Raw genomic sequence first — 24,712 nt, 5'->3', positions numbered from 1 at the left:
GGTCAGTGGGCGGCGGGGGCGTGGGTGCGTTCGGCAGGTGAGGAGGACAGCAGGCGGTCGATGTAGGCCAGGCCGATGGCCGAGGCCACGAACGCCAGGTGCATCAGCGTCTGCCACATCATGGTCTGCGGGGGCGTGTTCTTCGCCCTGATGAACGTCTGGAGCAGGTGCACCGACGAGATGCCGATGATCGCGGTGCCCAGTTTCACCTTGAGCACGTTGGCGTTGACGTGGGAGAGCCATTCGGGCTCGTCCGGGTGGTCCTTGAGGTCGATCCGCGACACGAACGTCTCGTAGCCGCCGACGATCACCATGATGAGCAGGTTCGAGATCATCACGACGTCGATGAGCCCGAGGATGGCCAGCATGACGATGACCTCGGGGCCGGGAAGGGACTCGGCACCGCCGTAGGCGTCGATCGTCGCCTTGCTCACGTGGCCGGTCACGATCGCGTCGCCGAGGTGCCACAGCTCGACCATGAACTGCCACACGTAGAGGCCCTGCGCGGCGATCAGGCCGAGGTAGAGCGGCGCCTGCAGCCACCGGCTCGCGAACATCACGTAGCCGAGACCACGCCGCCTCACGGCCGGTTCCCCCGAGGTGGACGTCACTCCTGGACACTCCCGTCGCAGTGGTGGGGCCGACAGCGCGCAGGCCATGAAGCGGCCCGCGCACGCGACGAGCACGCCTCCCGGTGGATGCCGGAGGGCGCGCTCGTGGAGGACGGCTAGAGGCGCTCGACCACGTAGCCGACGCAGGTGGTCAGGGCCTCGACGTCGGAGGGGTCGATCGCCGGGAACATGGCGATGCGCAGCTGGTTGCGGCCGAGCTTGCGGTACGGCTCGGTGTCGACGATGCCGTTGGCGCGCAGCACCTTGGCCACCGCGGCGGCGTCGACGGCATCGCTGAAGTCGATCGTGCCGACCACCTGCGAGCGGAACTCGGGGGCGGCGAACGGCGTGGCGTAGGACGACTTGTCGGCCCAGGTGTAGAGGCGCTGGGAGGAGTCGGCGGTGCGCGAGGTGGTCCAGGCCAGGCCGCCGTTGCCGTTCATCCAGTCGAGCTGGTCGGCCAGCAGGAACAGCGTGGCCACCGACGGCGTGTTGTAGGTCTGGTCCTTGCCCGAGTTGTCGATCGCGACGGGCAGGCTGAAGAACTCCGGCACGTAGCGGCCGCTGGCGGCGATCTCCTCGACGCGGGCCAGCGCGCGCGGCGACATGATCGCGATCCACAGGCCGCCGTCGGAGGCGAAGCTCTTCTGCGGGGCGAAGTAGTAGACGTCGGTCTCGGCGATGTCGACGGGCAGGCCGCCCGCGCCCGAGGTGGCGTCGACCAGGACGAGGGCGTCGTCGCCGCCGACCCGCTTGATCGGCATCGCGACGCCGGTGGAGGTCTCGTTGTGGGTGAGGGCGTAGACGTCGACGCCGTCCTCGGCCACGGCGGTGGGGTGGGTGCCGACCTCCGACTTGATGATGGTCGGCTCGCCCAGCCACGGCGCCTTGCTGACGACCGCGCCGAACTTGGAGGAGAACTCGCCGAAGGACAGGTGCTGCGACTTCTCGCGCACCAGCCCGAAGGCGGCGATGTCCCAGAACGCGGTGGTGCCGCCGTTGCCCAGCACGACCTGGTAACCCTCGGGCAGCGAGAACAGGTCGGCCAGCCCGGCGCGGACCCTGCCGACCAGGTTCTTGACCGGCTTCTGTCGATGGGAGGTGCCCATCACGCCCGCGCCGGAGGCGGCGAGCGCGGACAGCTGCTCGGGTCGGACCTTCGAGGGCCCGCAGCCGAAACGGCCGTCGGCGGGCTTGATGTCAGCGGGAATCACGATGTCAGCCACCTGCCCAAGCCTACTGAGCCATCTCGGATGGCTTGTCACGGGTCCGGGATGTGAGACTCGGGAGGAATGCCTGGTCATGGGGCCGATCACCGCTTCCGGGCGGCCCCTGCCCGCATGCCGTACGACGGGTGATCTCTATCACTGGGGGACGAGAACCCGGGGGAACGACAAACGGCCCGCTGGGGGATCAGCGGGCCGTTACCGAGGAAGAAGGTGTCAGATGGTGCCGACGACCTCGTCGGCGCCGGGAACGTCGCTCAGCGGACGCGTGGCGGGGCCGACGTAGTGGGCGCTGGGGCGGACGAGCCTGCCCGTGCGCTTCTGCTCCAGGATGTGCGCGGCCCAGCCAGCGGTGCGCGCGCAGGTGAACATCGAGGTGAACATGTGCGAGGGAACCTCGGCGAAGTCGAGGACCACGGCGGCCCAGTACTCCACGTTGGTGGCGAGCACCCGGTCGGGCTTGCGCGCGTGCAGCTCCTCAAGAGCCGCCGTCTCCAGGGCCGCGGCGACCTCGTAGCGAGGAGCGTCGAGCTCCTTCGCGGTACGGCGCAGCACACGGGCGCGCGGGTCCTCGGCGCGGTAGACGCGGTGACCGAAGCCCATCAGGCGGTTGCCCTTGTCCAGTTCGCTCTGGACGTACTTCTTGGCGTCGCCGAGCTGCTCGACACCCTCGATCATGTGCAGCACGCGGGCGGGGGCGCCACCGTGCAGCGGACCCGACATCGCGCCGACCGCACCGGAGAGCGCGGCGGCCACGTCGGCGCCGGTGGAGGCGATGACGCGGGCGGTGAACGTGGAGGCGTTCATGCCGTGCTCGGCGGCGGAGGTCCAGTAGGCGTCGATGGCCTTGACATGCTTGGGGTCGGGCTCGCCCCGCCAGCGGACCATGAACCTCTCGGTGATGGTCTTGGCCTCGTCGACCTTGCTCTGCGGCACCATCGGCAGGCCGAGGCCACGCGCCGACTGCGCCACGAAGGACAGGGCCATCACCGACGCGCGCGCGAGGTCGTCGCGGGCCTGCGCGTCGTCGATGTCGAGCAGCGGCTTGAAGCCGTACGCCGGGGCCAGCATGGCCAGCGCGCTCTGCACGTCGACGCGGATGTCACCCGAGTGGACGGGGATGGGGTACGGCTCCGCGGGCGGCAGGCCCGGCTGGAACTTGTTGTCGACGAGCAGACCCCAGACGTGCCCGAACGGGACACGGCCGACCAGATCTTCGATGTCGACGCCGCGATAGCGAAGGGCGCCCCCCTCTTTGTCCGGTTCCGCGATCTCGGTCTCGAAAGCTACGACGCCTTCAAGGCCGGGTTTGAAGTCGGACATGCTCGGCCGCCTCCCTTTCTTGCCGTGTGGGCAATCCTGTACTCATGGTCGCGGGCCGCCTCGGAGCGTGTTCGCATCCCCGGAGCTCGTCCGCTTCTGTTGATGTCGAGATACCGGCGGGTCAATTTAACCCCCTAACCGGAGGTGCTTCGTCTTCGGGCACGCCGAAACGCCCATAGGCGCTGGTAGGGGGTTGTGTGTGGGATCGCCACCAAGCGCGCAAGAATACCTTCTCGTGGATGCCACATCGCTGGCGGGGCTCCGCCGTACCTATGAGGGACTGCCCTTGCTCGAATCAGACGTCGCGGCCGATCCGATCGCGCAATTCACCCGATGGTTCGAGGAGGCGCTGGATGCCGGGCTGCCCGAGCCCAACGCGATGGTGGTCGCCACCGCCTCGGCGGGCGGCCGGCCGAGCGCGCGCACGGTGCTGCTGAAGGGCTTCGACGAGCACGGCTTCGTCTTCTTCACCAACTACGAGTCGCGCAAGGGCCGCGACCTGACCGAGAACCCGCGGGCCTCGCTGCTGTTCCCGTGGCATCCGATCCGCCGCCAGGTCCGCGTCGAGGGCAGCGTGGTCCGCCTGCCGCACGAGGACTCCGCCGCCTACTTCAACTCCAGGCCGTACGGCTCCCGCGTCGGCGCGTGGGCCTCGCGGCAGTCGGCCGTCGTACGCTCGCGCGAGGAGCTCGACGCGCGCTACGCCGAACTCGCCGCCCGCTGGCCGGACAACCCGCCCGTCCCCGACTTCTGGGGCGGCTACCGGGTCGTGCCGACGGAGGTGGAGTTCTGGCAGGGCCAGCTCGACCGGATGCACGACAGGTTGCGCTATCGGCGGGTTCACCCTGGTTGGGTGCTGGAGCGGCTTGCCCCCTAATGTGCCGTGAATGGCTTTCGGGGATTTCGTTGTCGACACACGTCCGCTGAGGGTCGCCGCCTACCGGCGGCTGTGGTGGGGGCAGGCCGTCTCGCACATCGGCGTCGCCGTCACCGTGGTCGCGGTCAGCCAGCAGGTGTGGGAGCTGACGGCCTCCTCCTTCTGGGTGGGCATGCTCGGCCTGGCCAACCTGATCCCCCTGGTGGTCTTCGGCCTGTGGGGCGGCGCGGTCGCCGATGCCATGGACCGGCGCAAGCTGCTGGTCGTCGGCTCCGTGGTCGCCTGGGCCAGCACGCTCCTGCTGCTCGCCCAGGCGCTGCTCGGGCTCGGCAACGTCTACGTCCTGCTCGTCGCCGTCGCGCTGGGCGCGGCGGGCTTCGCGATCAGCTCCTCGACCAGAGGCGCGGTCATCCCCAGGCTGCTCACCCCCGAGCTGGTGCCGGCGGCCAACGCGCTCAACTCGCTCGTCTTCAGCATCGGCGCGGTCTTCGGCCCCATGATCGGCGGTGTCGTGCTCGCCACGGGCGGGTTCGCCTCCGCCTACGCCATCGACGCGGTGCTGTTCGGCGCCAGCCTCTACGCGGCGCTGCGGCTGCCGACGCTCGAACCGCTCGGCGAGGTGGTCCGCCCGGGCGCCAAGGCGGTGTGGGAGGGGCTGCGCTTCATCATGGGCAGCCCCGTGCTGCTGATGTCGTTCGTCGTGGACATCATCGCCATGGTCTTCGCGCTGCCGAGGGCGCTGTTTCCCGAACTGGTCGCCGAGCGCTTCGGCGGCTCGATGATCGCCCTGGGCTGGCTGACCGCGGCCATGGCGATCGGCTCGGTGCTGGGCGCGGTGTTCTCCGGCTGGGTCGGCGCGATCAGGCGGCAGGGCGTGGCGCTGGTCGTCGTCATCGCGGTGTGGGGGCTGGCGGTGGCCGCGGCGGGGATGGCGCACGAGCTGTGGCTGGTCGTGACCTTCATGGCCGTCGGCGGCATGGCCGACGTGGTGTCCTCGGTGTGGCGGCAGTCGATTCTGCAACTGCACGCGCCCGACGAGATGCGCGGGCGGATGCAGGGCGTGTTCATGGTGGTCGTCGCGGGCGGGCCGCGCCTGGGCGATCTGCGAGCCGGAGCCACCGCCACGGCCTTCGGCATGACGGGCGCGTGGGTGGGCGGCGGGCTGGCGTGCGCGCTGGCCGTCCTCGCGGTGGGGCTGGCCGTACCGGCCTTCAGGAACTACAGGAGCGGCGGGCGAGGGTGAGGTCGGCCAGGAACCCCTGATAGGCCTCGTCCCGGTCGGGCGCGCGCAGCACGGCCGACGGGTGGATCGTCGCCACCGCCAGCGACTCGCCCAGCTCCAGCACCTCGCCGCGCCGCTGGGAGACCTTGAAGGAGGCGCCCAGCAGGGCGCGGGCGGCCGTCGCGCCGAGCACCACGATCATCTCCGGCTTCACCAGCGAGAGCTCGGCGGTCAGCCACGGCCGGCAGGCGTCGATCTCGGCGGCGGTCGGCTTCTGGTGGATCCGCCTCTTGCCCTTGAGCGTGAAGGAGAAGTGCTTCACGGCATTGGTCAGGTACGCCTTCTGCCTGCTGATGCCCGCCTCCTCCAGACCCCTGTCCAGGATGCGGCCCGCGGGGCCCACGAAGGGGGCGCCCCTGCGGTCCTCCTGGTCTCCCGGCTGCTCGCCCACGATCAAGAAGCGCGCGCTCACGGGACCCTCGCCGAACACCGTCTGGGTGGCGTTCCTGTGCAGGTCGCAGCCCTCGCAGTGAGCCGCCGCCTTCCGCAGCTCCGGCAGCGTGAGCCGGTCGGGAAGGAACAGGGCCGCTCCGGTGTTTCCGTCCTTTGCCATCGTCGGTCGTTCTCCCACTAGGGTTTCTGTGGCTTCTGTGCCCCATGACCGACGTAGCATTCAGGACGGGAGGAGCCTTGACCGCACACGGCTTGATCGATACGACGGAGATGTACCTCCGCACGATCTACGAACTTGAGGAAGAGGGGATCGTTCCCCTTCGTGCGCGCATCGCCGAGCGGCTCCAGCAGAGTGGTCCCACCGTGAGCCAGACCGTCGCCCGCATGGAGCGCGACGGGCTGGTCCGCGTCGAGGGCGACCGCCATCTGGCCATGACCGACCTCGGCCGCACCCTCGCCACCCGCGTCATGCGCAAACATCGCTTGGCCGAATGCCTGCTGACCCAGGTCATCGGGCTGCCGTGGGAGGAGGTGCACATCGAGGCGTGCCGGTGGGAGCACGTGATGTCCGAATCGGTGGAGGAACGGCTGGTCAAGCTGCTCGACAACCCCACCTTCGATCCCCATGGCAACCCGATCCCCGGCCTGGAGGAGCTCGGCGCGACCGGCCCTGAGGCCGAGGCGTGGTCGGCCTTCCCCAGCATGGCCGACGTGGCGGGCCCGAGCCCCCTACCCGTTGTCGTGCGTCGAATTAGCGAACAAGTGCAAAGCGATCCCGCTGTGATGCTTAAACTCAAGCAAGTTGGGATACAACCCGGACGCGAGGTCACGCTCGCGGCGAGCGACGACGGTGTGCGGGTGACAGGTGATAACGACGCGACGAACACTCCCGCGGAGCTTCCGCGTGAGGTCGCCGCGCACGTATTCGTCTCCAAGCACTGACGACGGCGCTGCTGCTTGGTTGAATCCCACACGGGAGTCCCTTCACTCCCCGGACACGACTGTTGCAGGAGCGCCCGTGGTTCGCTTTGCGCACATGCCTCCCCAAGGAGTGGTCGCCGGATGAAACGTTGGGGGGATTTGTCCCAGGAAGCGGCCGACTTCTTGTCGGCTTCGTCGGTCCTCGACCATGCCGAGATGGCAGTCGTGGTGACCGACCGCTTCAGCAACCTCCTCTACTGGAACCCGTTCGCGGAGAAGCTGTTCGGCCGCCAGGGCAAGGGTTCGGTGCGCGAGGGCTCGGTCCTCTCGCTCGGGATCATGGAGAAGGACCACCCGCTCGCCGTCGACCTCGCCAAGCATGTGCTCAAGGGCGGCGTGTGGGAGGGCACCTTCGACGTCAAGCGCGGCGACGGCACGATGATCTACGTGCGGGCCCAGGCCGTCCCCCTCAGGCACGACTCGGGCTCGGTGACGGGCATCGTCATCACCGCCCGTGAGGCCATGCGCAGCAACGAGCGGGAGAAGGACCGCTTCGGCCTGCTGGAGCGCATCGGCGAGCGGCTGGCCGGCTCCCTGTACGTCGAGGAGACGCTCAAGCGGGTCGCCGAGATGCTGGTGCCGCAGTTCGCCGACCACTGCTTCATCGAGCTGATGGAGGGCGAACGGCTGGTGCGCAGGGTCTCCCAGCACGTGCAGGGCTGGACCCCGCCGCCCGACACGTGGAAGCCGGTCGGCTCGGAGATCCGCTACCCGGCCGGCCACTACGCCGACACCGCGATGCGCCGCCAGGAGACGATCCTGGTCGAAGACTTCGCCTCCAGCAGCTTCCCCAGCCCCCACGAGGGCAGCGCGCGGCTGTGCGGCGAGATCGGGATGACCTCCGCCGTCGTCGCCCCGCTGTGCGTGCGCGGCGAGACACTCGGGCTGATGTACCTCGGCCTGTCCAACCTCACCGACCGGCGCAGCCCCCACTACGACGCCTTCGACCGTGACTTCGTCGGCGCGATCGCCACCCGCGTCGCCCTCGCCGTCGACAACGCGCTGCTGTTCGAGGAGGAGCGGCACACCGCCGAGTCCTTCCAGAAGCACCTGCTGCCCAGGGCCCTGCCCACCCTCGACGGCCTCGACATAGCCGTCCGCTACTACCCCGCGGCCCCCCTCGCCTCCCATGGCCAGGGCATCCAGACCCAGGTCGGCGGCGACTGGTACGACGTGATCCCGCTGTCGGCCGGCCGGGTCGGCATCGTGATCGGCGACGTCGAGGGGCGCGGCGCCAAGGCCGCGGCCATCATGGGCCAGCTGCGGGCCGCGCTGCGCGCCTTCGCCCAGGACGACAAGCCGCCCGCCGACATCCTGGCCAGGCTCGACGAGTGGACCCGCATCATCGCCACCCCTGAACAAGACGAGTCGGGCGCCGACATCAGCGTCCCGCCCATCGTCACCTGCCAGTACCTCGTCTACGACGCCTGGTCGCGGCAGCTGTCGTTCGCCAACGCGGGCCACGCGCCGCCGCTACTCCTGCATGACGGCCGGTGCCTGGAGATGGCCATCGAAGAGGTCGGCCAGCCGCTCGGCGTCCGCGCCAAGGGCATGCACGCCGACCTCGTCTACAAGGAGGAGACCCGCACGCTGCCCCCGGGCGCGGCCCTCGTCCTCTACACCGACGGCCTCGTCGACCGGCGGCCGGGGCGCGACTTCGGCGGGCGGATGCCCTCCGACGAGGAGACGCTTGGCATCCTGCAGGAGAAGCTGGCCGCCTGCACCAAGGACAACGTCGAGCGCATCGCCGACACCGCCACCCGCGCGGTGCCCGGCGAGATCGACGACGACATGGCCATCCTCGTCCTGCGCGCCAGCCAGGACGACCTCGACGTCGAGGAGCGCGAGTTCCCCGCCCAGCCGATCATGGTGAGCGAGGCCCGCAGGATGGCCGCCGAGGCCTTCACCGGCTGGAACGTCCCCGAGGAGCGCGCCGAGCTGGCCTGCCTGCTGGTCTCCGAGGTCGTCACCAACGTCGTCCTGCACGCCGCCACCGCCAGCATCCCGCGCAGGGAGCTCGCCGTGGACGGGCCGCCGCTGCCGTTCGAGGAGTCGTGGGACGTGCCAGGCTTCGAGGAGGAACTGGTCGGCGACAAGACCTTCACCCTCAGGCTGCGCAGGGGCGAGGAGTCGGTGTGGGTCGAGGTGTTCGACCAGGACCTGCGCCTGCCACGCATCCGCAGCGCCGGCGAGAACGACGAGGGCGGCCGCGGCCTCTACCTGGTCGACCAGCTCGCCAGGCGGTGGGGGTCGCGACCCACCAAGGAAGGCAAAGCCGTCTGGTTCGAGATTCCCACGCGCAGCAGGTGAGTGGTTCACTCGATGGCATGGAGCTGGCCTTCGAGCGGCGCGGCAGCGGCCCGCCGCTGATCCTCGTCCACGGCATCGGCCACCACTGGCAGGCGTGGTTGCCCGTCCTGGATCGGCTCGCCGCCTCCCGCGACGTGATCGCCGTCGACCTGCCGGGGTTCGGCGACTCGCCGCCGCTGCCGGCCGGCACGCCGTACACGGCCGAGGCGCTGGCCGACGCGGTCGAGTCGTTCTGCGCCCTGCTCGACGTGCGGGAGCCGCACGTGGCGGGCAACTCCCTCGGCGGCTACATCGCGTTGGAGCTGGCTTCCCGCGGAGTGGTCCGTACGGCCACGGCGATCTCTCCCGCCGGGTTCTGGTCGCGCGGCGAGCTGCTGTGGTGCCAGAGCGTGCTGCGCTCGATGCGTGCCTCGGCCGCCTCCGCCGCTCGCAGCGCGTTCGGCGCCCGCGTGCTGTCCTCCGAGGCCGCCGGGTTCGCCGGAGCCTCCCTCCTGGTCGCCCACCCGTCCAGGCTCGACCCCGTCGCCCTGGCCGCCGCCACCCAGGCGCTCGCCTCCGCCCCCGGGTTCTACCCGACGCTGGAGTCGTTCTCCTGCATGATGCCGCCAGGGCCGCCGAAGTCGCCGATCACGATCGCGTGGGGCGCGCACGACCGGCTGCTGCCGCGGCGGCAGGCCGTACGGGCGGCCAAGTGGTCAGGGCAACGGGTCAAGCTGCTGCACGGCTGCGGGCACGTGCCCATGAGCGACGACCCCGAACTCGTCGCCCGCGTCATCATCGAAGGCTCTGCCCCCAGATGGCCAGCATGACGATCACGAACACGACCACCACACCGACATAGCCGACCGGGCTCAGCCGCAGCGCCCGCCGTACCCGATTGAGGCCCCAGGCGAACAGCAACGCCAGGAAAACCAGGAGGATCAGGCCGCCGTCCATATCGACCAGTATGGTCTACAGACCGAACGAGCGCCCGATGATCTCCTTCATGATTTCGGTGGTGCCGCCGTAGATGGTCTGCACCCTGCTGTCCACCCACGCCTTCGCGACCGGGTACTCCATCATGTAGCCGTAGCCGCCGTGCAACTGCAGACAGCGGTCGATCACCTTGTTCTGCAGCTCCGTGGTCCACCACTTGGCCTTGGCCGCGTCGACCACCGACAACTGCTTGGCGTTCAGCGCCACGACGCACTTGTCGACGTAGTGACGGGCGATCTCGGTCTCGGTGGCCAGCTCGGCCAGCACGAACCGGGTGTTCTGGAAGCTGCCGATGTTCCTGCCGAAGGCCTGGCGGCTCCTGCAGTACTCGATCGTCTGCTCCAGCACCGCCTCCGCCGCCGCGACCGCCGCGACCGCGATCGACAGCCGCTCCTGGGGCAGGTTGTTCATGAGCTGGACGAAACCCTCGCCGTCGGCGGCGCCCAGCCGGTTGGCCACCGGAACCCGCACGTTCTCGAAGAACAGCTCGGCCGTGTCCTGAGCCTTCATGCCGATCTTGTCGAGGTTCCTGCCGCGCGTGAAGCCCTCCATGCCGCGCTCGACGACCAGCAGCGTCGTGCCCCTCGCGCCCTGCTCGGGATCGGTCTTGGCGACCACGACGACGAGATCGGCGTTGATGCCGTTGGTGATGAACGTCTTCTGCCCGTTGACGACGTAGTGGTCGCCCTCGCGGACCGCGGTCGTCCTGATGCCCTGCAGGTCGCTGCCCGCCCCGGGCTCGGTCATCGCGATCGCGGTGATCAGCTCGCCCGACACGAAACCAGGCAGCCAGCGCTGCTTCTGCTCGTCGTTGGTGAGATCGACCAGGTAGGGGGCCATCACGTCGTTGTGCAGCGAGAACCCGAGGCCTGAGGCGCCGGAGCGGATGATCTCCTCGACGATGACCGCGTTGTACCTGAAGTCGGTGACGCCCGCGCCGCCGTACTCCTCGGGGACGGAGAAGCCGAACATGCCGAGCTCGCCGGCCTTCTTCCACACCTCCCTCGGGACGATGCCATCCTTTTCCCATTGGGGGTGGTGGGGGAGGACCTCGCGGGCCATGAACTCGCGCACGGTCTCCCGGAAGAGCAGGTGCTCCTCGTCGAAGAGGTCTCGCTGCATGTGGTCGCCTCCATGGTGGGGTGTGGCAACCAGAATACGATTCTGTTCTTGGATGCGCTCCCCTATAAGCTCGGTCCCTCGTGGTGGCGCGCTTCGCGCGGATGGCTTCGGGGCTGGCCTTTCCAGGGGGCTCCCGCCCCCTTCGGCCCCCGTTGACCACGGTTGGCGGTGGGGTGTTGAGGGTGTGGCGGCGTCCCCGGGCGGTGATGGTGGGGCGGCGGCCTCCAGCATGTTCGTTAGCTTGATAGCTAACATGCTGATGAACATGTTGGGTTGGCATGGCGTGGGCCCTCGTGGTGGCGCGCTTTCGCTGGCTGCGTCGGGAAGGTCATGCGGGCTTGCGGGCTCTGATCGCGAGCATCACGGGAGCGGGGCCACCGCCTTCCGCGAAGCGGTCGAGCATCCACCGCTGCACCCCCGCCGTCGCCAACTGCGCCAGAGAGCTCCTCGGAGGCCTGTCGGCGCGACCCGACAGACACAGCACCGCGACCGCGATGACCGGCGATCGCCAACCTAACCCGTCACACGGAGCTACTTTGCCCGTGGTGACGCCGACCCGAGTTGGTGGGCCCGTCATTCACGGGTGCCACGGTCAGCGCGGTTGGCGTAGTCCTGCAACGAGGAGCTCGACCAGTTGGCGTGCGTCGTAGCGGGGGTCGCTGTCGGCGCCTATGCAGAGGTTTCCGACGCCGCGCATGAGTTGGTAGGCGTTGAGGTCGGGGCGGATCTCACCGGAGGCGGCGGCAGCGTCGAGGAGCTGGGTGCACACCGGCAGGAGGCGGTCTAGGAAGTAGGCGTGCAGCGTTTCGAAGCCGGCGTTGTCGGTCTGCAGTGCGGCCGCGAGGCCATGCTTGGTGACCAGGAAGTCGACGAAGAGGCCGACCCACCGTCCGAGGGCGACGTGAGGTGTCTGGCTGGTTGCCAGCAGGGTCGGGCCGGCCTCGGCGCAGGTGTCGACCTGGCGGCGGTAGACGGCGATGATGAGGTCCGCCCGAGTTGGGAAGTGGCGGTAGATCGTGGCCGTCCCGACGCCGGCCTTGGCCGCGATGTCGCGTACCGGCGCTTCCACGCCTGACGTGACGAAGATCGCGGCGGCCGCGTCGAGCAGAGTTTCCTCGTTACGCCGGGCGTCCGCTCGTTTGGGCCGGGCTGCCTGCCCTGTGCGCCGGTCGCTGTCGTTCACCGCATCCTTCCCTCCGTTGCCGAGTTTGCTAAACGGGACAACGTTCCATATCGTTAAGCGGGACATGGTTCCGTTTACTCATGATGCCATGAGCAGGGGCCGACAACCAAACCATGCGTTGCCACCACGCTTCATCCGCAACGGAGGAACACGGTCATGCAGTACCGCACCTTGGGCCGCACCGGCGTGCAGGTCAGCTCCCTCGCGCTCGGCGCGATGAACTTCGGCAAGATCGGGCGCACCACCCAGGACGAGGTCACCGCCATCGTCGATGCCGCTCTTGAGGGCGGGATCAACGTCATCGACACCGCCGACGCGTACAGCGGCGGCGAGTCGGAAGAGATGGTCGGCAAGGCCATCACCGGCCGACGCGAGGACATCGTGCTGGCCACGAAGGCGAGCCTGCCTATGGGTGACGGGCACAACCATCAGGGCAGTTCGCGCCGCTGGCTGGTCACCGAGCTGGACAACAGCCTGCGCCGCCTCGGTGTCGACCACGTTGATCTCTACCAGATCCACCGGTGGGACCCGAGCACCAGCGACGAGGAGACCCTGTCGGCGTTGACCGACCTGCAGCGCGCGGGAAAGATCCGTTACTTCGGCTCCTCGACGTTCCCCGCATACCGCATCGTGCAGGCCCAGTGGGCCGCTCGCGAGTATCACCTGAGCCGCTACGTCACCGAACAGCCCAGCTACTCGATCCTGCAGCGCGGGATCGAAACCCATGTGCTGCCAGTGACCGAGCAGTACGGGCTCGGTGTGCTGGTGTGGAGCCCGTTGGCTTCGGGCTGGCTGTCGGGCGCGATCCGCGAGGGCCGGGACATCACCACCAGCCGCTCCACGTTCATGCCGCAACGCTTCGACACTGCCGTCCCCTCCAACCGGGCCAAGCTCGATGCCGTCGAGCAGCTGGCCAAGGTCGCCGACGAGGCCGGCCTGACCATGATCCAGCTCGCGCTCGGATTCGTGACCGCGCACCCTGCCGTGACCAGCGCGCTCATCGGTCCCCGCACACTGGACCACCTGCACTCGCAACTCGCCGCCGCTGAAACCATGCTCTCCGCCGACGTGCTCGACGCGATCGACGCGATCGTCGCCCCGGGCACCGACCTGGCCGCGCACGAGAAGAACGACACTCCGCCCGCGCTGCTCGACCCGGCACTGCGGCGCCGCTGACCGCCGGGTCCACCGCGCCAACCAGGCAAAGAAGCTGAACGGAAGGACTTCCACGTCCGACTCGAACACCGCGAACGCGCAGAAGATCGCGGGTGCACCCGCCACGAGGAATCTCTTGAACCCGACGGAGTGATGCCGGCGACGGATGAAGCCGATGACCTAGCCGAAGGCGACGGCCAGAGCAGCGTACGGCTTGCGCCGGCCGCCCACCGGTCCACTCGAAGGTCAGACCGCCGGGCCGATGGAGAGGCGCGAGCCCCAGTCCAGTCGGAGTTCTCTGTAAGGGCGCATATGGGCGGTGAATTCCGGCGGGATCGATTCGTGTTGGCCGGAACCCACTGACATTTAGTCCGCGTCGACCACTGACACTTCGGATGTCAGTGGTTGCGCGGACTATATGTCAGCGTGCCTCTCGCCGTAGCGGGCTGCTCGGCAGTGAGATCGGCTGGGTGCGGGAGTGAGATATAAGAGTCTGGTGACCACCAATCCACGCCCGTTACGACCTTCCGACCCGGTGCAGATGGCGTCCTACCGGCTGACGGGCCTGCTGGGCGAGGGCGGCCAGGGCACGGTCTACCTGGGCGTGGCTCCCAGCGGCGAACAGGTCGCGGTCAAGGTCCTGCACGCGCGCCTGGTCCAGGACAACGACAGTCGCCGCCGCTTCATGCGGGAGGTGCGCGCGGCCCGCACCGTGGGATCTTTCGGTACGGCACGCATCCTGGACGTGGACATCGAAGGAGACCAGCCGTACATCGTCAGCGAGTACATCGCCGGAGACTCCCTGCAGGAGCTGATCACCCGGGAGGGCGCCCGCGACGTCGGCGGGATGAAACGACTGATGCTGGCCACGGCGGCCGCACTGCAGGCCATCCACCAGGCCGGCATCGTGCATCGCGACTTCAAGCCGAGCAACGTCCTGCTCGCCCTGGACGGGCCCAGGGTCGTCGATTTCGGCATCGCGCGGGCGCTGGAGGCCACGACCATGCTCTCCAGCGCGATCGTGGGCACCCCGCCGTACATGTCGCCCGAACAGCTCGGGGGCCGGGAAATCGGTCCGAAGTCGGACGTGTTCTCGTGGGCCGTCACGATGGTCTTCGCGGCCACCGGCAGGCCGGCGTTCGGGCAGGACAGCATCCCGGCCGTGTTCAACCGCATCCTCACCGTTCAGCCCGATCTCGACGGCGTCCCAGAGGAACTGCGGGGGCTGCTGGTGAGTTGCCTGGCCAAGGAGCCGGAGTCGCGCCCGTGCGTCGACCAGGTGCTGCAGCACCTCGTGGGCGGCCGGCCGGAACCGGCGCCTCCGCATCGGCCGCCAACCCCGCAGCCGCAGGTCCTTCAGGTTCCGCAGTCACGGGCCTCTGGGGGGCGGGTTCCGACGTCGCGAGGCGCTGGGGCGGAGGCTCCGCAGGGCCGCTCGATCGGTCTGGCCGTGGCGGCGCAGTTCGTCGTCATGCTGGCGACCGCTGTGACCGGGTTCGCGATCTATGACAACTCCTTCGCCCGTTCGGAGATCGCCGGGGAGGCGATCCCCTTCTGGTTGGGGATGGGTGTCTGGCCGGTCACGGGAATCTTTGTCGTGCTGGCGCTCCGGTCCGCGGCGAAACGAGGCTGACGAATGAGTGTGATGGTCATGCTCGTGGCCGTGCTCGTCCTGGCCGGACTCTCGGCTTGGGCCTGGCTCCTGGGGGCTAGATGCCGGCGGTTCTTCGGGGAGCACCGGGTCCTGACGGCGGTCACTATCCTGCCGCTGCAGCCGTTGTTGCTCATCGGGGTGGTAGCCCTGGCGATCTCGGCTTGGGAGCAACTCGAGCTCAGCGGGGTGGTGATCTGCCTGATCGCCTACGTCAACGGGCTCATCGCCTTCGCCGTGGTTGCCTTGGCCAAGGACCTGCGTGCCGTACGCCGACGCTGACACTTAGTCCGGACCCCGCCGCCCGGCCCGCGCAGATCGCGGAGCGTGCGATCGAGCCCCAGCGGATCGTTCTGCTGTCTGGTCCAGGAACTCCTCTTCGTACCAGTCGGCGATCTCGTCCTACGCTGCACTGGAGGCCATGGTCCGAGTTCGTTCTGGAGATCTGGGGGAGTCGAGACGGCTTCGTTCACCGCTGAATCTCGCGGTGGCCAGGGACTCATACGCGAGCGCCGACGGTGCTGGTTGCCTAGTTGGTGGTCTGCCTTTGTACGGATGACCGGAGTCGGCTGCACCTGGAGCGAGGTTTCCGGGGAGCGGGACGACCTGGATCGTCGAGGGCTGTATCACCAGGTGGGTCGCCTGATGGCCGCTACTCCGATCCGTTCCTGCCCGCCGGTCCGAACACAAGTTGGACGAGCGAGCGGGCAATCGCCTCCGGATCGCCATGGGCGCTTTCGGGAAGGGAGCCGCTGAGCCACAAGCCGGCGAAACCGTGGGCGAGCGACCATGCGGCGATTGTGGTCAGCCGGTCCTGCGCCGGGCTCGGCGATAGTCTGCCGGCGCTGGTGACGAGCACATGGGCGGCACGCTCACGTGCGGTTCGCATGCCCGGATCGTCCGCGCGATACAGCTCCGGACGGAACATCACCTCGAAGTAGGGCCGGTAGTCGATGGCGAAGCGCACGTACGCCACCCCTACCGCGAAGACGTCCTCGGCCGCGCGTTCCAGGCTGTCGGCGAACAGCTCGAACCCCTCGGCGGCCACGGCCGTCAACAGTCCCGCCTTGTCACCGAAGTGGTGGGCAGGCGCGGCATGCGAGACGCCCGCACGCCGGGCCAGCTCACGCAGGCTCCACCCGGCAGGGCCGGACTCGCCGATGGCCTGAAGGGCGGCGTCGAGGATGGCCCGTCGCAGGTTGCCGTGATGGTAGGCCGGCTGATTGATCTCCCTCACCTCCGCTCTTTGATGTTCGGGCCTCACCCTATCTTGGCATTGACAAGATGGCGAGCCTGCTCCAATCTTGCCGATGACAAGATTGGAGGATGGGATGGTCCCGTTCATCGCCCTGATCGGTGGCTTCGTCGCCCTGCGGCTGCTCGGCCTGGCCGGCGTGGACATGCTGGACGGCTGGCAGCCCGCGCTGCGTGGCGCTCTGGCCCTGATGTTCGTTGTCACCGGCGTGCCGCATTTCCTGCCCTCGTGGCGGCGCGACTTCGTCGCGATGATCCCTGCGGCGTTCCCCCGGCCGGCCCTGCTGGTCACCATCACCGGGGTACTGGAACTGGCCGGCGCGGCCGGGCTGCTGCTTCCGCCGCTCGCGCCGTACGCCGCGATCGGGCTTGCACTGCTCATGATCGCCATGTTTCCGGCCAACGTTTCGGCGGCGCGCCGCGGCCTCACTTTGGCGGGAAAGCCGGTGACTCCGCTGCCCGTCCGCACCGCCCTGCAGGTGCTGTTCGTCGCCGCTGCCATCGCCGCAGCCGCGTAGACCAGAGCCGATTACTCCTTGGCACACCGAACACGCACGTCATCGAGCCTCAAAGGATCACGAACCCTCCAGGCATGACCCCCGACATCGACGACCTCGATCACACCGTGCTCGTCACCACCGAGGGCTTTGGCGTAGGGGATCCCCGACGCGGGGGTTGGTCTGGAGCACGTCGACTCTGGCATGTCGTGCTGCTCGCTATGCGGAGTAGAGATCACGCAGGTCGAAGGTGCGGGCTCCGGTGATCCCCTGGTCGAAGCCCGCTCCGCCGTACAGGGACAAGACGGTGTCGCGCACGTCGTACTTCTCGGCCAGCAGGTCGCGGGCTCGCGCCAGCCGGTCGGCGTGGCCCTGGTTCATGCGAGTGCCCCACTTCACCTCGCCGAGGGAAAGGATTCTTCGCGGTTTTCCCGGCTCGGTCGCCGCGAAGACCACCACGTCGACCTCGATCTGGCTTCGTCGCGCCGTGTCGGCGACCACTCCCGCGGCGACCTCGCCCGGCAGTTCGCCGAAGAGTGACTCCGTCCTTGCGAATGCGCGGCACATGTCCTCGAAGTGAGGTCCCACGACCTGGCCTTTGAACCTCGTCCGCGCGTCCTGCCACACTGCGGCGGCCCTGCCACTCTCCAGCAGCGACCAGCGGGGGCGCATGACGACTTGGTAGAAGCTGATCAGCGGCTCACACACCCGATACACGGAACGGCCTGGGCGGAAGGCGTCGACCTCGCGGCGCAGGAGGCAGCTGTCTTCCAGAACGTTGAGGTGGTGGCCGATGTCGGCCGTCTTGCGGCCGATGTAGCTCGCGATGCCACCTCGGGTCGCGTTGCCGTTCGCCACGGCGGCGAGCACCGAGTGATAGAGAGCGGTGTCTGGTACGTCCGCCTCCTCCTCCATGAGGTACCGCGCCTCGCGGAACAAAGGGGTACCCGGGTCCAGTACGGTGCGCCGGACCCAGTCGTCGAAGTCGTCGAGGTCAGCGGGTGTCTCATCGTTCACAAAGCGGAGATAGGCAGGCGTGCCGCCGACCACCGCATGGACCAGCACTGCCAGGCGAGGGTCGGCGAGGCGCCAGTATTGCGCGGCGAGCGGGTAGTCGAAGGGGCGCACGACCAGTTCGAGGGATGCCCGGCCGCGGAGAGGGGCGCTTCCTGAGAGGAGTCCGCCCATGACGGACATCGCGGAACCGCACAGCAGGAGGGAGACGAGCGCCTCCTTGGGAACGGCCCTGTCGATCTCCCGCTGGATGATCGACGGGAGGGCGGGAGAGACCTTGCTCAGGTAGGGGAACTCGTCGATGATGATCAGTGCGCCTCTCTCGGCGCTGATGGCGAACAGGTGCCTGATGGCTTCGTCCCAGTTCGCGAACCGGACCGGAACGTCGACTCGCGTGTAGTCGGCCATTGCTTGGGAGAACAGGTGGAGCGACTCCGTCTCCGTCGCCTCTGTCGCCCCGAAGTACAGGCCGTCGACCTGCCGGGCCAGTGCTTCCAGGAGGAAGGTCTTTCCCTGACGTAGGCGTCCGCTGACGACACCAAGTTGAGGGCGAGTGCCCGCCCGCTCGGTGAAGGCCGACAGATGGCGCCACTCGAAGTCTCGGGCGAAGACGGGCCCGGGCTTGGGGATCATGGTTCCTCAAAGGTAGGAACGTACTTCGTCGAAGCGTACTTCGACCTTGTGTGGTGGACACGGGTTCATCACAAGTGTCGTTTGTCGCGTTTTTCGCCTGTGTCGCAACTGTTTGAAACCTTAAGATCTCCCCTTGGCGTTGAGTGAGATCGGAGTGTGCGGTGGCTCGTTGGCGGAGCGCATTAGCAGCCGGATCGGTAGGGCTGGTGGCGGGCGTGTGCGTGGTCCTGCCGTCCACTCCGGCGTCGGCCGCACCGGCTGACGTGGTCATCGACTACGAGTGCGAGGGTGCCAACGGCTACTCCATCGCCAAGTACAAGCCGATCAGATTGCGGACTCAGCTGACTTTCGCGACTGATCTGATCGTGGGCGGTGCGCTCGATCTGAAGTGGTCGCTGGCCTACAGGGACGGCTGGTTCTCGTCGCCTGGCTTCTACGCCGAGGGCGCGCAGATGAACGTCCTGGGCAACGTGCAGGTCACCGGTGCGTGGCAAGGCATCCTCCAGCCCACCGGCACCAATGTGATCAAGGACAAGCTGCGGGCGGACGACCAGCTGCCATTGCTTTCGGGAATTGCCGATCGGAACCTGATCGACCGGGCTGGTGTAATCAGGATCGAGCCCAAGGACATCGTGGTCGACTTCGCGCCTCCAAACGGGGAGGCGACCGTCAACAACGGCAACGACGAGGACAATCCGCGCGATCATGTGATCACCTACGTTGGCGGGTGGACCGAATTCAACGACCGGCTGTCCTCTGAGCACCATATCCACAACGACTTCCACGAGACCTCCTCGCAGGGTGACACGGCCGAGTTGAAGTTCACCGGAACCGGTGTGCAGTACATCGGTCCGCATGACCGCGAAGGTGGCCCTGTCAAGATCTACCTGGACGACGTGCTGAGGGCTGTGGAGGACCCTTCTCGGGACGCGAACGACGACCCGGTGAACGAGGTGCGCAACGGCGGATTCACGCTGTGGAAGTCGCCGCAGAACCTGCCATACGGCCAGCACACGATCAAGATCGAGAACGCCTCGGACAAGAAGGCATGGCTCGATGCTTTCCGCGTGACGACAAACACCGCCGCAGTGCCGACCGACTTCCATCGGGCTACTTGCAAGATCGTGAGCGCACCGGTGTCCATCGAGGTGACGGTTAAGGAGAAGCCGGGTTCGTCGCCGTCCAGCACGCCCAGCACCCCGAACCCGACGCCGACGACCCCCGCGCCGACCCCGACCAACAGCACCACCCAGCCGGGTCAGAACAACGACAACGGCAACCACAATCCCGGAACCAACAACGACCGGACCACGGCCGACCGGCTGGTGATCGTGAACGGCAATACGACCACCACCACGACCGCCACGCCGACGGCCAAGCCGTCGACCGGGCCGACGGCGACGAACTACGTCGCCGCGCAGGTGAAGAAGACGCCGTTCGGGGGCGTGCCGTCCGGTGAGGCGCCCGAGCCTTCGCGGCAGCCGTACGCGCTGATGGCCGGAGGCAGCGTGCTGCTGCTCGGCAGCGTCGCCGGCGGACTTGTGATGAGACGGCGGCGTGCCGCGCACGCCGGGAACCGGCGCTGAGGGAGGGCGGATCATGACCGAGCAGAAGTCGCTGCTGAACAAGGCCCTTCCCGGGCTCCTGATCGCTGGGTCGCTGGGCGGTGTGGCGGCCATCATGGCGGGGTTGCTGTCGTTCATCACGCCGGTCGACGACGGCTCCGGCGGCACCGCGCCTCTCGCGCAGTCGGGGCAGAGCGCTGAGACGGTCGGCCTGTACAACGTGGCGAACTCGTTCGTGCTCCCGTCGGTGGGGCCGGGCGGGCCGAACTCGCCGCTGGCTCCGGCCGTGCTGTCCGCGCCGCCGCCCCTGCCTGCCGGCGCGGTCGTGGCGCCCATCAAGCGGAACGGCAAGGCGAAGCCGTTGCGCATCAGGATCCCCAAGATCAAGGTCAACGCGCCCATCGGAAGCGTGACCGTCGACGCCAAGGCCGAACTGCAGGCGCCGCCCCTGTCCAAGCCGAACCTCACGGGGTGGTACCGCTTCAGCCCCGTCCCTGGCGAGAAGGGCCCGGCGATCATCAACGGGCACGCGACGACCAAGCGCGGTGCGGCGGTGTTCAGGCGGCTGAAGGAACTGGCCAAGGGTGACCAAATCTACGTGTACCGGACCGATGGGAAGGTCACTCGGTTCACGGTCAGCGGGATCGAGCAGGTGAAGAAGTCGGCGTTCCCGACGCAGCGGGTGTACGGGAACACGAACAACGCCCAGCTGCGGTTGATCACGTGCGGCGGGATGGTCGGCGCCAACGGTCACTACGAGGACAACGTCGTCGTGTACGCCACCCTGTCGAAGAAGAAGGGATGACGGCGGGGCAATTTGGGGCGATTTTTGGAGTTTCAAGACGATTCACAGGGACAGTTCGTAGGATCTCTACCGAACCGTGACCATGGACTGGAATCCTGTTACGCCAGTTGAAGTGGTCACCTGCTGTTGGAACGGAGAGAGACAGTGCTGAAGTCCGTGGCGCGGCGCCGCCTCGCCCTGAAGACCTCTGCCCTGGGGCTCGCGGGAACGCTGGCTCTCTTCGTCGGATCCATCGCCGGCCTGTCCGCACCAGCGGAGGCGTCGACAGCAGCGGCCGTGGACAAGCCGATGACCATCGCCTTCAACTGCACGGGCGGCCTCTTCGCGGGCACTGACACGGTTCAGGCCAAGATCACCATGCCTGACAACGTGGCGACCGGCGCCAACGTTTCCATCAAATGGGAGTTCGTCTCCATGAAGGCGAACCAGCTCATCAACGCTGGGTCGAAGATCGTGATCGAGGCGGATCTCGATGTCACTGGCGCGACCTCCGCAGAAGGCGCGGCCGGTACTGATCTGACATGGGATCAGGAGCTCAACCTCGGCGCTCAGGTGCCGAGTGGTTCTTCGCCGACGACCCAGCCGAAGACAGTAAATGCGAAGCCCGACGCGGGGGCGACGTCAGTGGCCGCCAAGCCAGTCCCGACCACGACGAGCCTTTGGCTGAGTGTGACGCCAAGTGGCCAGACCACGGAGACTGAGACCACCTGCATCGCGGGCACGCCAAACCCGGCGAGCCTGACGACCACGGTCGGCGGAACCGGTGGCGGCACCGGCACGCAGGACATCGTCACCTACAGGTGCACGGGACCGGGCACCACGGACACGCAGGATGTCCAGATCAAGGTCGAACTGACCATGCCGACCACCGCCAAGACGAACGAGCAGTTCTTCATCGGGTGGAAGGGCACCTACGTCACCGGCAAGGAGCTCAAGGCGCCGACCACCGGCACCCTGAGCCCGAAGATCTTCCCCTACGCCACGCTCACCGGTATCACCAACCTGACCTCGGCCACCGGCGAGGGTGCCACGGGGACCATCACGGCCGGCCAGATCGTTCCGCTGCCCGCCATCACCAGCGTCGTCAACATGAAGACCACGTCCGCGACGGCGGGCACGGCGACGGTGAAGCCCGGGACCGTCAACTTCGGATCCAACGCGGCCAGCGGAACCGACCCGGCGATCCGGTGCGAGGTTCAGAACGCGGCCAACCTCAAGACCTACACGCTCACCGTCAGCGCGGGGACGGGCACCACGCCCACCCCGACGCCCACTCCGACGCCGACGCCGACGGCCAAGCCGACTCGGACCGTCACCGCGACCGTCACCCAGACCCCCGTCGGCGCGGGCAACGGCAAGGTGACCAAGACGCCGAAGGGTGCTGCCGAGACCGGTGGCGGTGGCGATCTGGGCCCCGACGGGCGGATGTTCGTGGTCAGCGGTTCGCTGATCGTGCTGGCCGCCGCTGTGGGCGGGCTGGTGCTGCGTCGCCGTACCGCACCTCGGGGGTGACCCGGTGAGCGGACAGTATCCCGAGCCCTATGACGATCGCGGCAGCCAGATCCTGCGGTCCACGCTGATCTTCGCGGCGGTGGCGGGGGTGCTGACCGTGGTCGTCGGGTTGGTGTTCATGCTGATGAGCCCCGAGGAGTACGGCCTGGCGGACGGGCGGCAGTCGCTGTCGCTGTCGAGTCAGCCCGACGCGATCAAGTCGGGCGAGCCGCAGCAGGCGCTGTTCGAGGCGCCGCCGACGGTCCCGCCGCCGCTGCCGCAGGTGGTTCCGGCGCCGCCGATGCAGCCGTCGAACCCGATCAGAGTGATCATCAAGCGGCTCGGCGTCAACGCACCGGTCACGTCGGTGGGCGTGGACAGGAAGGGCGCGATCCAGACGCCGCCGATCGACAACCCGAACCTCGTCGGCTGGTACCGGCACGGGTCCACGGCAGGCGAGGCGGGTCCGGCGGTCATGCTGGGGCACAAGGACACGCGCACCAGGAGCGCGGTGTTCAGCAGGCTCGGCGAGATCCGCAACGGCGACGTCATCGAGGTGAAGCGGCGCGACGGCACGACGGCGGTGTTCACCGTGGGCGGGGTCGAGCAGGCGGGCAAGGCGACGTTCCCGACGCAGCGTGTGTACGGTGACCAGGCCAACGCCCAGCTGCACCTGATCACGTGCGGCGGGATCTACAACCGCAGCACGGGCCACTACACCGACAACATCATCGTCTACGCCACGATGACGAGCTCGCACCGATCCTGACCCGCCGCGCCGCGGCTCAGATCCTCTCTGTACGGCAAGCCCGCCCCAGCCCACCGCGGTCACCCCTGACCGCCCGTCCATCACGCCACCCCAGCAGGACTCCGGCCGGGCGCCGCAACGTCGCCCGTCTCAGGGTGCGACGTGACGGCGGGAACCGAAGTCGTGCTGGAGTACGCGTGATGGACGGGCGGTGACCGTCATCCCACGGTGGCCTCAACCCGGCGGAAGCCGTACCAGAAGGGGAGAGCCCCCGGAGAGAGGCGGCCGTCACAGGCACAGAGGAACATTCTGTTGTAACCTCTCACTGACCGAATGTTGCTCGGTTTTACCCCGGGAGGCACTGTGGCTGAGGCATACATCGTCGGGGCGGTTCGCACCCCCGTCGGTAAGAAGAAGGGCGGCCTTTCCACCGTCCACCCCACCGATCTGGCCGCGCTCACCCTGAAGGAGCTCATCACCAGGACCGGCGTGGACCCCGCGGCGGTCGAGGACGTCATCATGGGCTGCGTCATGCAGTTCGGCCCCCAGAGCATGGACATCGCCCGCAACGCGTGGCTGAGCGCCGGCCTGCCCGAGACGACCGCGGGCGTCACGATCGACCGTCAGTGCGGCTCTTCCCAGCAGTCCATCCACTTCGCCGCCCAGGGCGTGCTGTCCGGCACCCAGGACCTGGTCGTGGCCGCGGGCGTCGAGTCGATGAGCGTCGTCCCGATGGGCTCGTCGATCACGACCGCCCTGGAGAAGGGCATGCCGTTCCCGTTCGGCGAGATGTGGGTCGAGCGGTACGGCAAGCAGGAGATCTCCCAGTTCCGCGGCGCGGAGCTGATGTGCCAGAAGTGGGGTCTCACCCGCGAGGAGCTGGAGAAGTTCGCCTTCGAGTCGCACCAGAGGGCGGCCAAGGCGATCGCGAACGGCTACTTCAGGGACCAGATCGTCCCGGTCAACGGCGTCGAGGACGACGAGGGCCCGCGCCCCGACACGACCCTGGAGAAGATGGCGGGCCTCAAGACGCTGAAGGAAGGCGGCGTCATCACCGCGGCCACGTCGTCGCAGATCTCCGACGGTTCCGGCGCGCTGCTCATCGCCTCGGAGCAGGCGGTCCGCGACCACGGGCTCACGCCACGCGCCCGCATCCACCAGCTGGCCCTCACCGGCGACGACCCCGTCTACATGCTCACCGCGCCCATCCCGGCGACGCAGAAGGCGCTGAAGAAGGCGGGCATGTCGATCGACGACATCGACGTCACGGAGATCAACGAGGCGTTCGCGCCCGTGCCACTGGCGTGGATGCGCGAGCTCGGCGCCGACCCCGCCAAGGTCAACCCGAACGGCGGCGCGATCGCGCTCGGCCACCCGCTGGGCGGCACCGGCGCGATCCTGATGACCAAGCTGCTGCACGAGCTGGAGCGCACCGGCGGCCGCTACGGCCTGCAGACGATGTGCGAGGGCGGCGGCCAGGCCAACGTCACGATCATCGAGCGCCTCTGACGGGTCCACGCCATGGGCGCATCCCGAGGAGGATGCCGCAGCCTGTGAATGAAGCCGCTCCCCGCGAACTGTTCGCGGGGAGCGGCTCTTTCGTCACAGGGGAGGGG

The 24,712-nt window shown here is 68.2% G+C and carries 23 protein-coding genes; 14 read left to right on the top strand and 9 right to left on the bottom strand.

Translation table 11 applies throughout. The annotated features are described in order from the left end of the window. Positions 1-2 precede the first annotated feature (2 nt). The 3 genes from ACFXJ8_RS02590 to ACFXJ8_RS02580 form a co-directional block, all read right to left on the bottom strand. Positions 3-584, bottom strand: coding sequence for a TIGR00645 family protein (locus ACFXJ8_RS02590; protein WP_379642019.1), 582 nt, complete (start codon positions 582-584; stop codon positions 3-5). Positions 585-727: 143 nt separating this feature from the next. Beyond that, on the bottom strand, positions 728-1,837 hold the full coding sequence (serC, locus tag ACFXJ8_RS02585; RefSeq protein WP_379642018.1) for a phosphoserine transaminase: 1,110 nt from the start codon (positions 1,835-1,837) through the stop codon (positions 728-730). A 216-nt stretch (positions 1,838-2,053) separates the two neighbouring features. Beyond that, the gene (locus ACFXJ8_RS02580; protein WP_379642017.1) at positions 2,054-3,160 is read right to left on the bottom strand and encodes a citrate synthase 2; all 1,107 of its coding nucleotides are present in this window, start codon (positions 3,158-3,160) and stop codon (positions 2,054-2,056) included. A 235-nt stretch (positions 3,161-3,395) separates the two neighbouring features. On the opposite strand from ACFXJ8_RS02580, the gene pdxH reads away from it, so the two are divergent. After that, positions 3,396-4,037, top strand: coding sequence for a pyridoxamine 5'-phosphate oxidase (pdxH, locus tag ACFXJ8_RS02575; RefSeq protein ID WP_379642016.1), 642 nt, complete (start codon positions 3,396-3,398; stop codon positions 4,035-4,037). 10 nt (positions 4,038-4,047) lie between these two features. Continuing rightward, positions 4,048-5,280: an MFS transporter gene (locus ACFXJ8_RS02570; protein ID WP_379642015.1), complete on the top strand. Its 1,233-nt coding sequence runs from the start codon at positions 4,048-4,050 to the stop codon at positions 5,278-5,280. Here the strand turns inward: ACFXJ8_RS02570 and ACFXJ8_RS02565 are convergent. Continuing rightward, entirely contained in the window at positions 5,249-5,872 is a 624-nt protein-coding gene (locus ACFXJ8_RS02565; RefSeq protein WP_379642014.1) for a UdgX family uracil-DNA binding protein, read from the bottom strand. The genes ACFXJ8_RS02570 and ACFXJ8_RS02565 overlap by 32 nt on opposite strands. 77 nt (positions 5,873-5,949) lie before the next feature. Between ACFXJ8_RS02565 and ACFXJ8_RS02560 the strand changes: the two genes are divergently transcribed. The 3 genes from ACFXJ8_RS02560 (at position 5,950) to ACFXJ8_RS02550 (ending at position 9,812) form a co-directional block, all read left to right on the top strand. Then, positions 5,950-6,654 (top strand): metal-dependent transcriptional regulator, encoded by a 705-nt coding sequence (locus tag ACFXJ8_RS02560; protein WP_379642013.1) that lies wholly within the window; start codon positions 5,950-5,952, stop codon positions 6,652-6,654. 120 nt (positions 6,655-6,774) lie between these two features. Beyond that, positions 6,775-9,003 (top strand): SpoIIE family protein phosphatase, encoded by a 2,229-nt coding sequence (locus tag ACFXJ8_RS02555; RefSeq protein ID WP_379642012.1) that lies wholly within the window; start codon positions 6,775-6,777, stop codon positions 9,001-9,003. A 17-nt stretch (positions 9,004-9,020) separates the two neighbouring features. Then, the gene (locus ACFXJ8_RS02550) at positions 9,021-9,812 is read left to right on the top strand and encodes an alpha/beta fold hydrolase (RefSeq protein WP_379642011.1); all 792 of its coding nucleotides are present in this window, start codon (positions 9,021-9,023) and stop codon (positions 9,810-9,812) included. Here ACFXJ8_RS02550 and ACFXJ8_RS02545 read toward each other — a convergent pair. The 3 genes from ACFXJ8_RS02545 to ACFXJ8_RS02535 form a co-directional block, all read right to left on the bottom strand. Next, on the bottom strand, positions 9,778-9,939 hold the full coding sequence (locus ACFXJ8_RS02545; protein ID WP_379642010.1) for a hypothetical protein: 162 nt from the start codon (positions 9,937-9,939) through the stop codon (positions 9,778-9,780). The two genes, ACFXJ8_RS02550 and ACFXJ8_RS02545, sit on opposite strands and share 35 nt — an antisense overlap. Before the next feature lie 15 nt (positions 9,940-9,954). Next, positions 9,955-11,100, bottom strand: a complete 1,146-nt coding sequence (locus ACFXJ8_RS02540; RefSeq protein ID WP_379642009.1) for an acyl-CoA dehydrogenase family protein — start codon at positions 11,098-11,100, stop codon at positions 9,955-9,957. Positions 11,101-11,692: 592 nt separating this feature from the next. Further along, entirely contained in the window at positions 11,693-12,283 is a 591-nt protein-coding gene (locus tag ACFXJ8_RS02535; protein WP_379642008.1) for a TetR/AcrR family transcriptional regulator, read from the bottom strand. A 156-nt stretch (positions 12,284-12,439) separates the two neighbouring features. Here ACFXJ8_RS02535 and ACFXJ8_RS02530 point away from each other — a divergent pair, with 156 nt between their 5' ends. The 3 genes from ACFXJ8_RS02530 (at position 12,440) to ACFXJ8_RS02520 (ending at position 15,371) form a co-directional block, all read left to right on the top strand. Then, entirely contained in the window at positions 12,440-13,459 is a 1,020-nt protein-coding gene (locus ACFXJ8_RS02530; RefSeq protein WP_379642007.1) for an aldo/keto reductase, read from the top strand. 475 nt (positions 13,460-13,934) lie between these two features. After that, positions 13,935-15,071, top strand: a complete 1,137-nt coding sequence (locus ACFXJ8_RS02525) for a serine/threonine-protein kinase (protein WP_379642006.1) — start codon at positions 13,935-13,937, stop codon at positions 15,069-15,071. A 3-nt stretch (positions 15,072-15,074) separates the two neighbouring features. Further along, complete coding sequence (locus ACFXJ8_RS02520; RefSeq protein ID WP_379642005.1) at positions 15,075-15,371, top strand: hypothetical protein; 297 nt, start codon at positions 15,075-15,077, stop codon at positions 15,369-15,371. A 370-nt stretch (positions 15,372-15,741) separates the two neighbouring features. Here the strand turns inward: ACFXJ8_RS02520 and ACFXJ8_RS02515 are convergent, their stop codons facing one another. Further along, positions 15,742-16,326 carry a TetR/AcrR family transcriptional regulator gene (locus ACFXJ8_RS02515; protein WP_379642004.1) on the bottom strand — a complete coding sequence of 195 codons (585 nt, stop codon included), beginning with the start codon at positions 16,324-16,326 and terminating at the stop codon, positions 15,742-15,744. Positions 16,327-16,420: 94 nt separating this feature from the next. Here ACFXJ8_RS02515 and ACFXJ8_RS02510 point away from each other — a divergent pair, with 94 nt between their 5' ends. Continuing rightward, complete coding sequence (locus ACFXJ8_RS02510) at positions 16,421-16,861, top strand: DoxX family protein (protein WP_379642003.1); 441 nt, start codon at positions 16,421-16,423, stop codon at positions 16,859-16,861. A gap of 198 nt (positions 16,862-17,059) precedes the next feature. Here ACFXJ8_RS02510 and ACFXJ8_RS02505 read toward each other — a convergent pair whose 3' ends face one another. Continuing rightward, positions 17,060-18,487, bottom strand: a complete 1,428-nt coding sequence (locus tag ACFXJ8_RS02505; RefSeq protein ID WP_379642002.1) for an ATP-binding protein — start codon at positions 18,485-18,487, stop codon at positions 17,060-17,062. A gap of 263 nt (positions 18,488-18,750) precedes the next feature. Here ACFXJ8_RS02505 and ACFXJ8_RS02500 point away from each other — a divergent pair, with 263 nt between their 5' ends. The 5 genes from ACFXJ8_RS02500 (at position 18,751) to ACFXJ8_RS02480 (ending at position 24,605) form a co-directional block, all read left to right on the top strand. Next, the gene (locus ACFXJ8_RS02500; protein WP_379642001.1) at positions 18,751-20,073 is read left to right on the top strand and encodes a hypothetical protein; all 1,323 of its coding nucleotides are present in this window, start codon (positions 18,751-18,753) and stop codon (positions 20,071-20,073) included. A gap of 13 nt (positions 20,074-20,086) precedes the next feature. Beyond that, complete coding sequence (locus ACFXJ8_RS02495) at positions 20,087-20,857, top strand: class F sortase (RefSeq protein ID WP_379642000.1); 771 nt, start codon at positions 20,087-20,089, stop codon at positions 20,855-20,857. Between the two features lie 144 nt (positions 20,858-21,001). Then, positions 21,002-22,369, top strand: a complete 1,368-nt coding sequence (locus ACFXJ8_RS02490; RefSeq protein ID WP_379641999.1) for a hypothetical protein — start codon at positions 21,002-21,004, stop codon at positions 22,367-22,369. Positions 22,370-22,373: 4 nt separating this feature from the next. After that, on the top strand, positions 22,374-23,117 hold the full coding sequence (locus tag ACFXJ8_RS02485) for a class F sortase (RefSeq protein WP_379641998.1): 744 nt from the start codon (positions 22,374-22,376) through the stop codon (positions 23,115-23,117). A 342-nt stretch (positions 23,118-23,459) separates the two neighbouring features. Beyond that, positions 23,460-24,605, top strand: a complete 1,146-nt coding sequence (locus ACFXJ8_RS02480; RefSeq protein ID WP_379641997.1) for an acetyl-CoA C-acetyltransferase — start codon at positions 23,460-23,462, stop codon at positions 24,603-24,605. The last annotated feature ends 107 nt before the right edge of the window (positions 24,606-24,712 follow it).

Origin of the sequence: Nonomuraea sp. NPDC059194 (genome assembly GCF_042754765.1) — a bacterium.
Lineage (GTDB): Bacteria > Actinomycetota > Actinomycetes > Streptosporangiales > Streptosporangiaceae > Nonomuraea.
The sequence above is the reverse complement of the archived record's forward strand: the minus strand, read 5'-3'. Positions and strand labels throughout refer to the sequence as shown.

What these genes read in the sequence shown, in the direction of transcription:
- ACFXJ8_RS02580 (WP_379642017.1), bottom strand. Translation starts at nt 3,160, where the DNA reads ATGTCCGACTTCAAACCCGGCCTTGAAGGCGTCGTAGCTTTCGAGACC.
- ACFXJ8_RS02570 (WP_379642015.1), top strand. Translation starts at nt 4,048, where the DNA reads ATGGCTTTCGGGGATTTCGTTGTCGACACACGTCCGCTGAGGGTCGCC.
- ACFXJ8_RS02565 (WP_379642014.1), bottom strand. Translation starts at nt 5,872, where the DNA reads ATGGCAAAGGACGGAAACACCGGAGCGGCCCTGTTCCTTCCCGACCGG.
- ACFXJ8_RS02555 (WP_379642012.1), top strand. Translation starts at nt 6,775, where the DNA reads ATGAAACGTTGGGGGGATTTGTCCCAGGAAGCGGCCGACTTCTTGTCG.
- ACFXJ8_RS02550 (WP_379642011.1), top strand. Translation starts at nt 9,021, where the DNA reads ATGGAGCTGGCCTTCGAGCGGCGCGGCAGCGGCCCGCCGCTGATCCTC.
- ACFXJ8_RS02545 (WP_379642010.1), bottom strand. Translation starts at nt 9,939, where the DNA reads ATGGACGGCGGCCTGATCCTCCTGGTTTTCCTGGCGTTGCTGTTCGCC.
- ACFXJ8_RS02540 (WP_379642009.1), bottom strand. Translation starts at nt 11,100, where the DNA reads ATGCAGCGAGACCTCTTCGACGAGGAGCACCTGCTCTTCCGGGAGACC.
- ACFXJ8_RS02530 (WP_379642007.1), top strand. Translation starts at nt 12,440, where the DNA reads ATGCAGTACCGCACCTTGGGCCGCACCGGCGTGCAGGTCAGCTCCCTC.
- ACFXJ8_RS02520 (WP_379642005.1), top strand. Translation starts at nt 15,075, where the DNA reads ATGAGTGTGATGGTCATGCTCGTGGCCGTGCTCGTCCTGGCCGGACTC.
- ACFXJ8_RS02510 (WP_379642003.1), top strand. Translation starts at nt 16,421, where the DNA reads ATGGTCCCGTTCATCGCCCTGATCGGTGGCTTCGTCGCCCTGCGGCTG.
- ACFXJ8_RS02505 (WP_379642002.1), bottom strand. Translation starts at nt 18,487, where the DNA reads ATGATCCCCAAGCCCGGGCCCGTCTTCGCCCGAGACTTCGAGTGGCGC.
- ACFXJ8_RS02495 (WP_379642000.1), top strand. Translation starts at nt 20,087, where the DNA reads ATGACCGAGCAGAAGTCGCTGCTGAACAAGGCCCTTCCCGGGCTCCTG.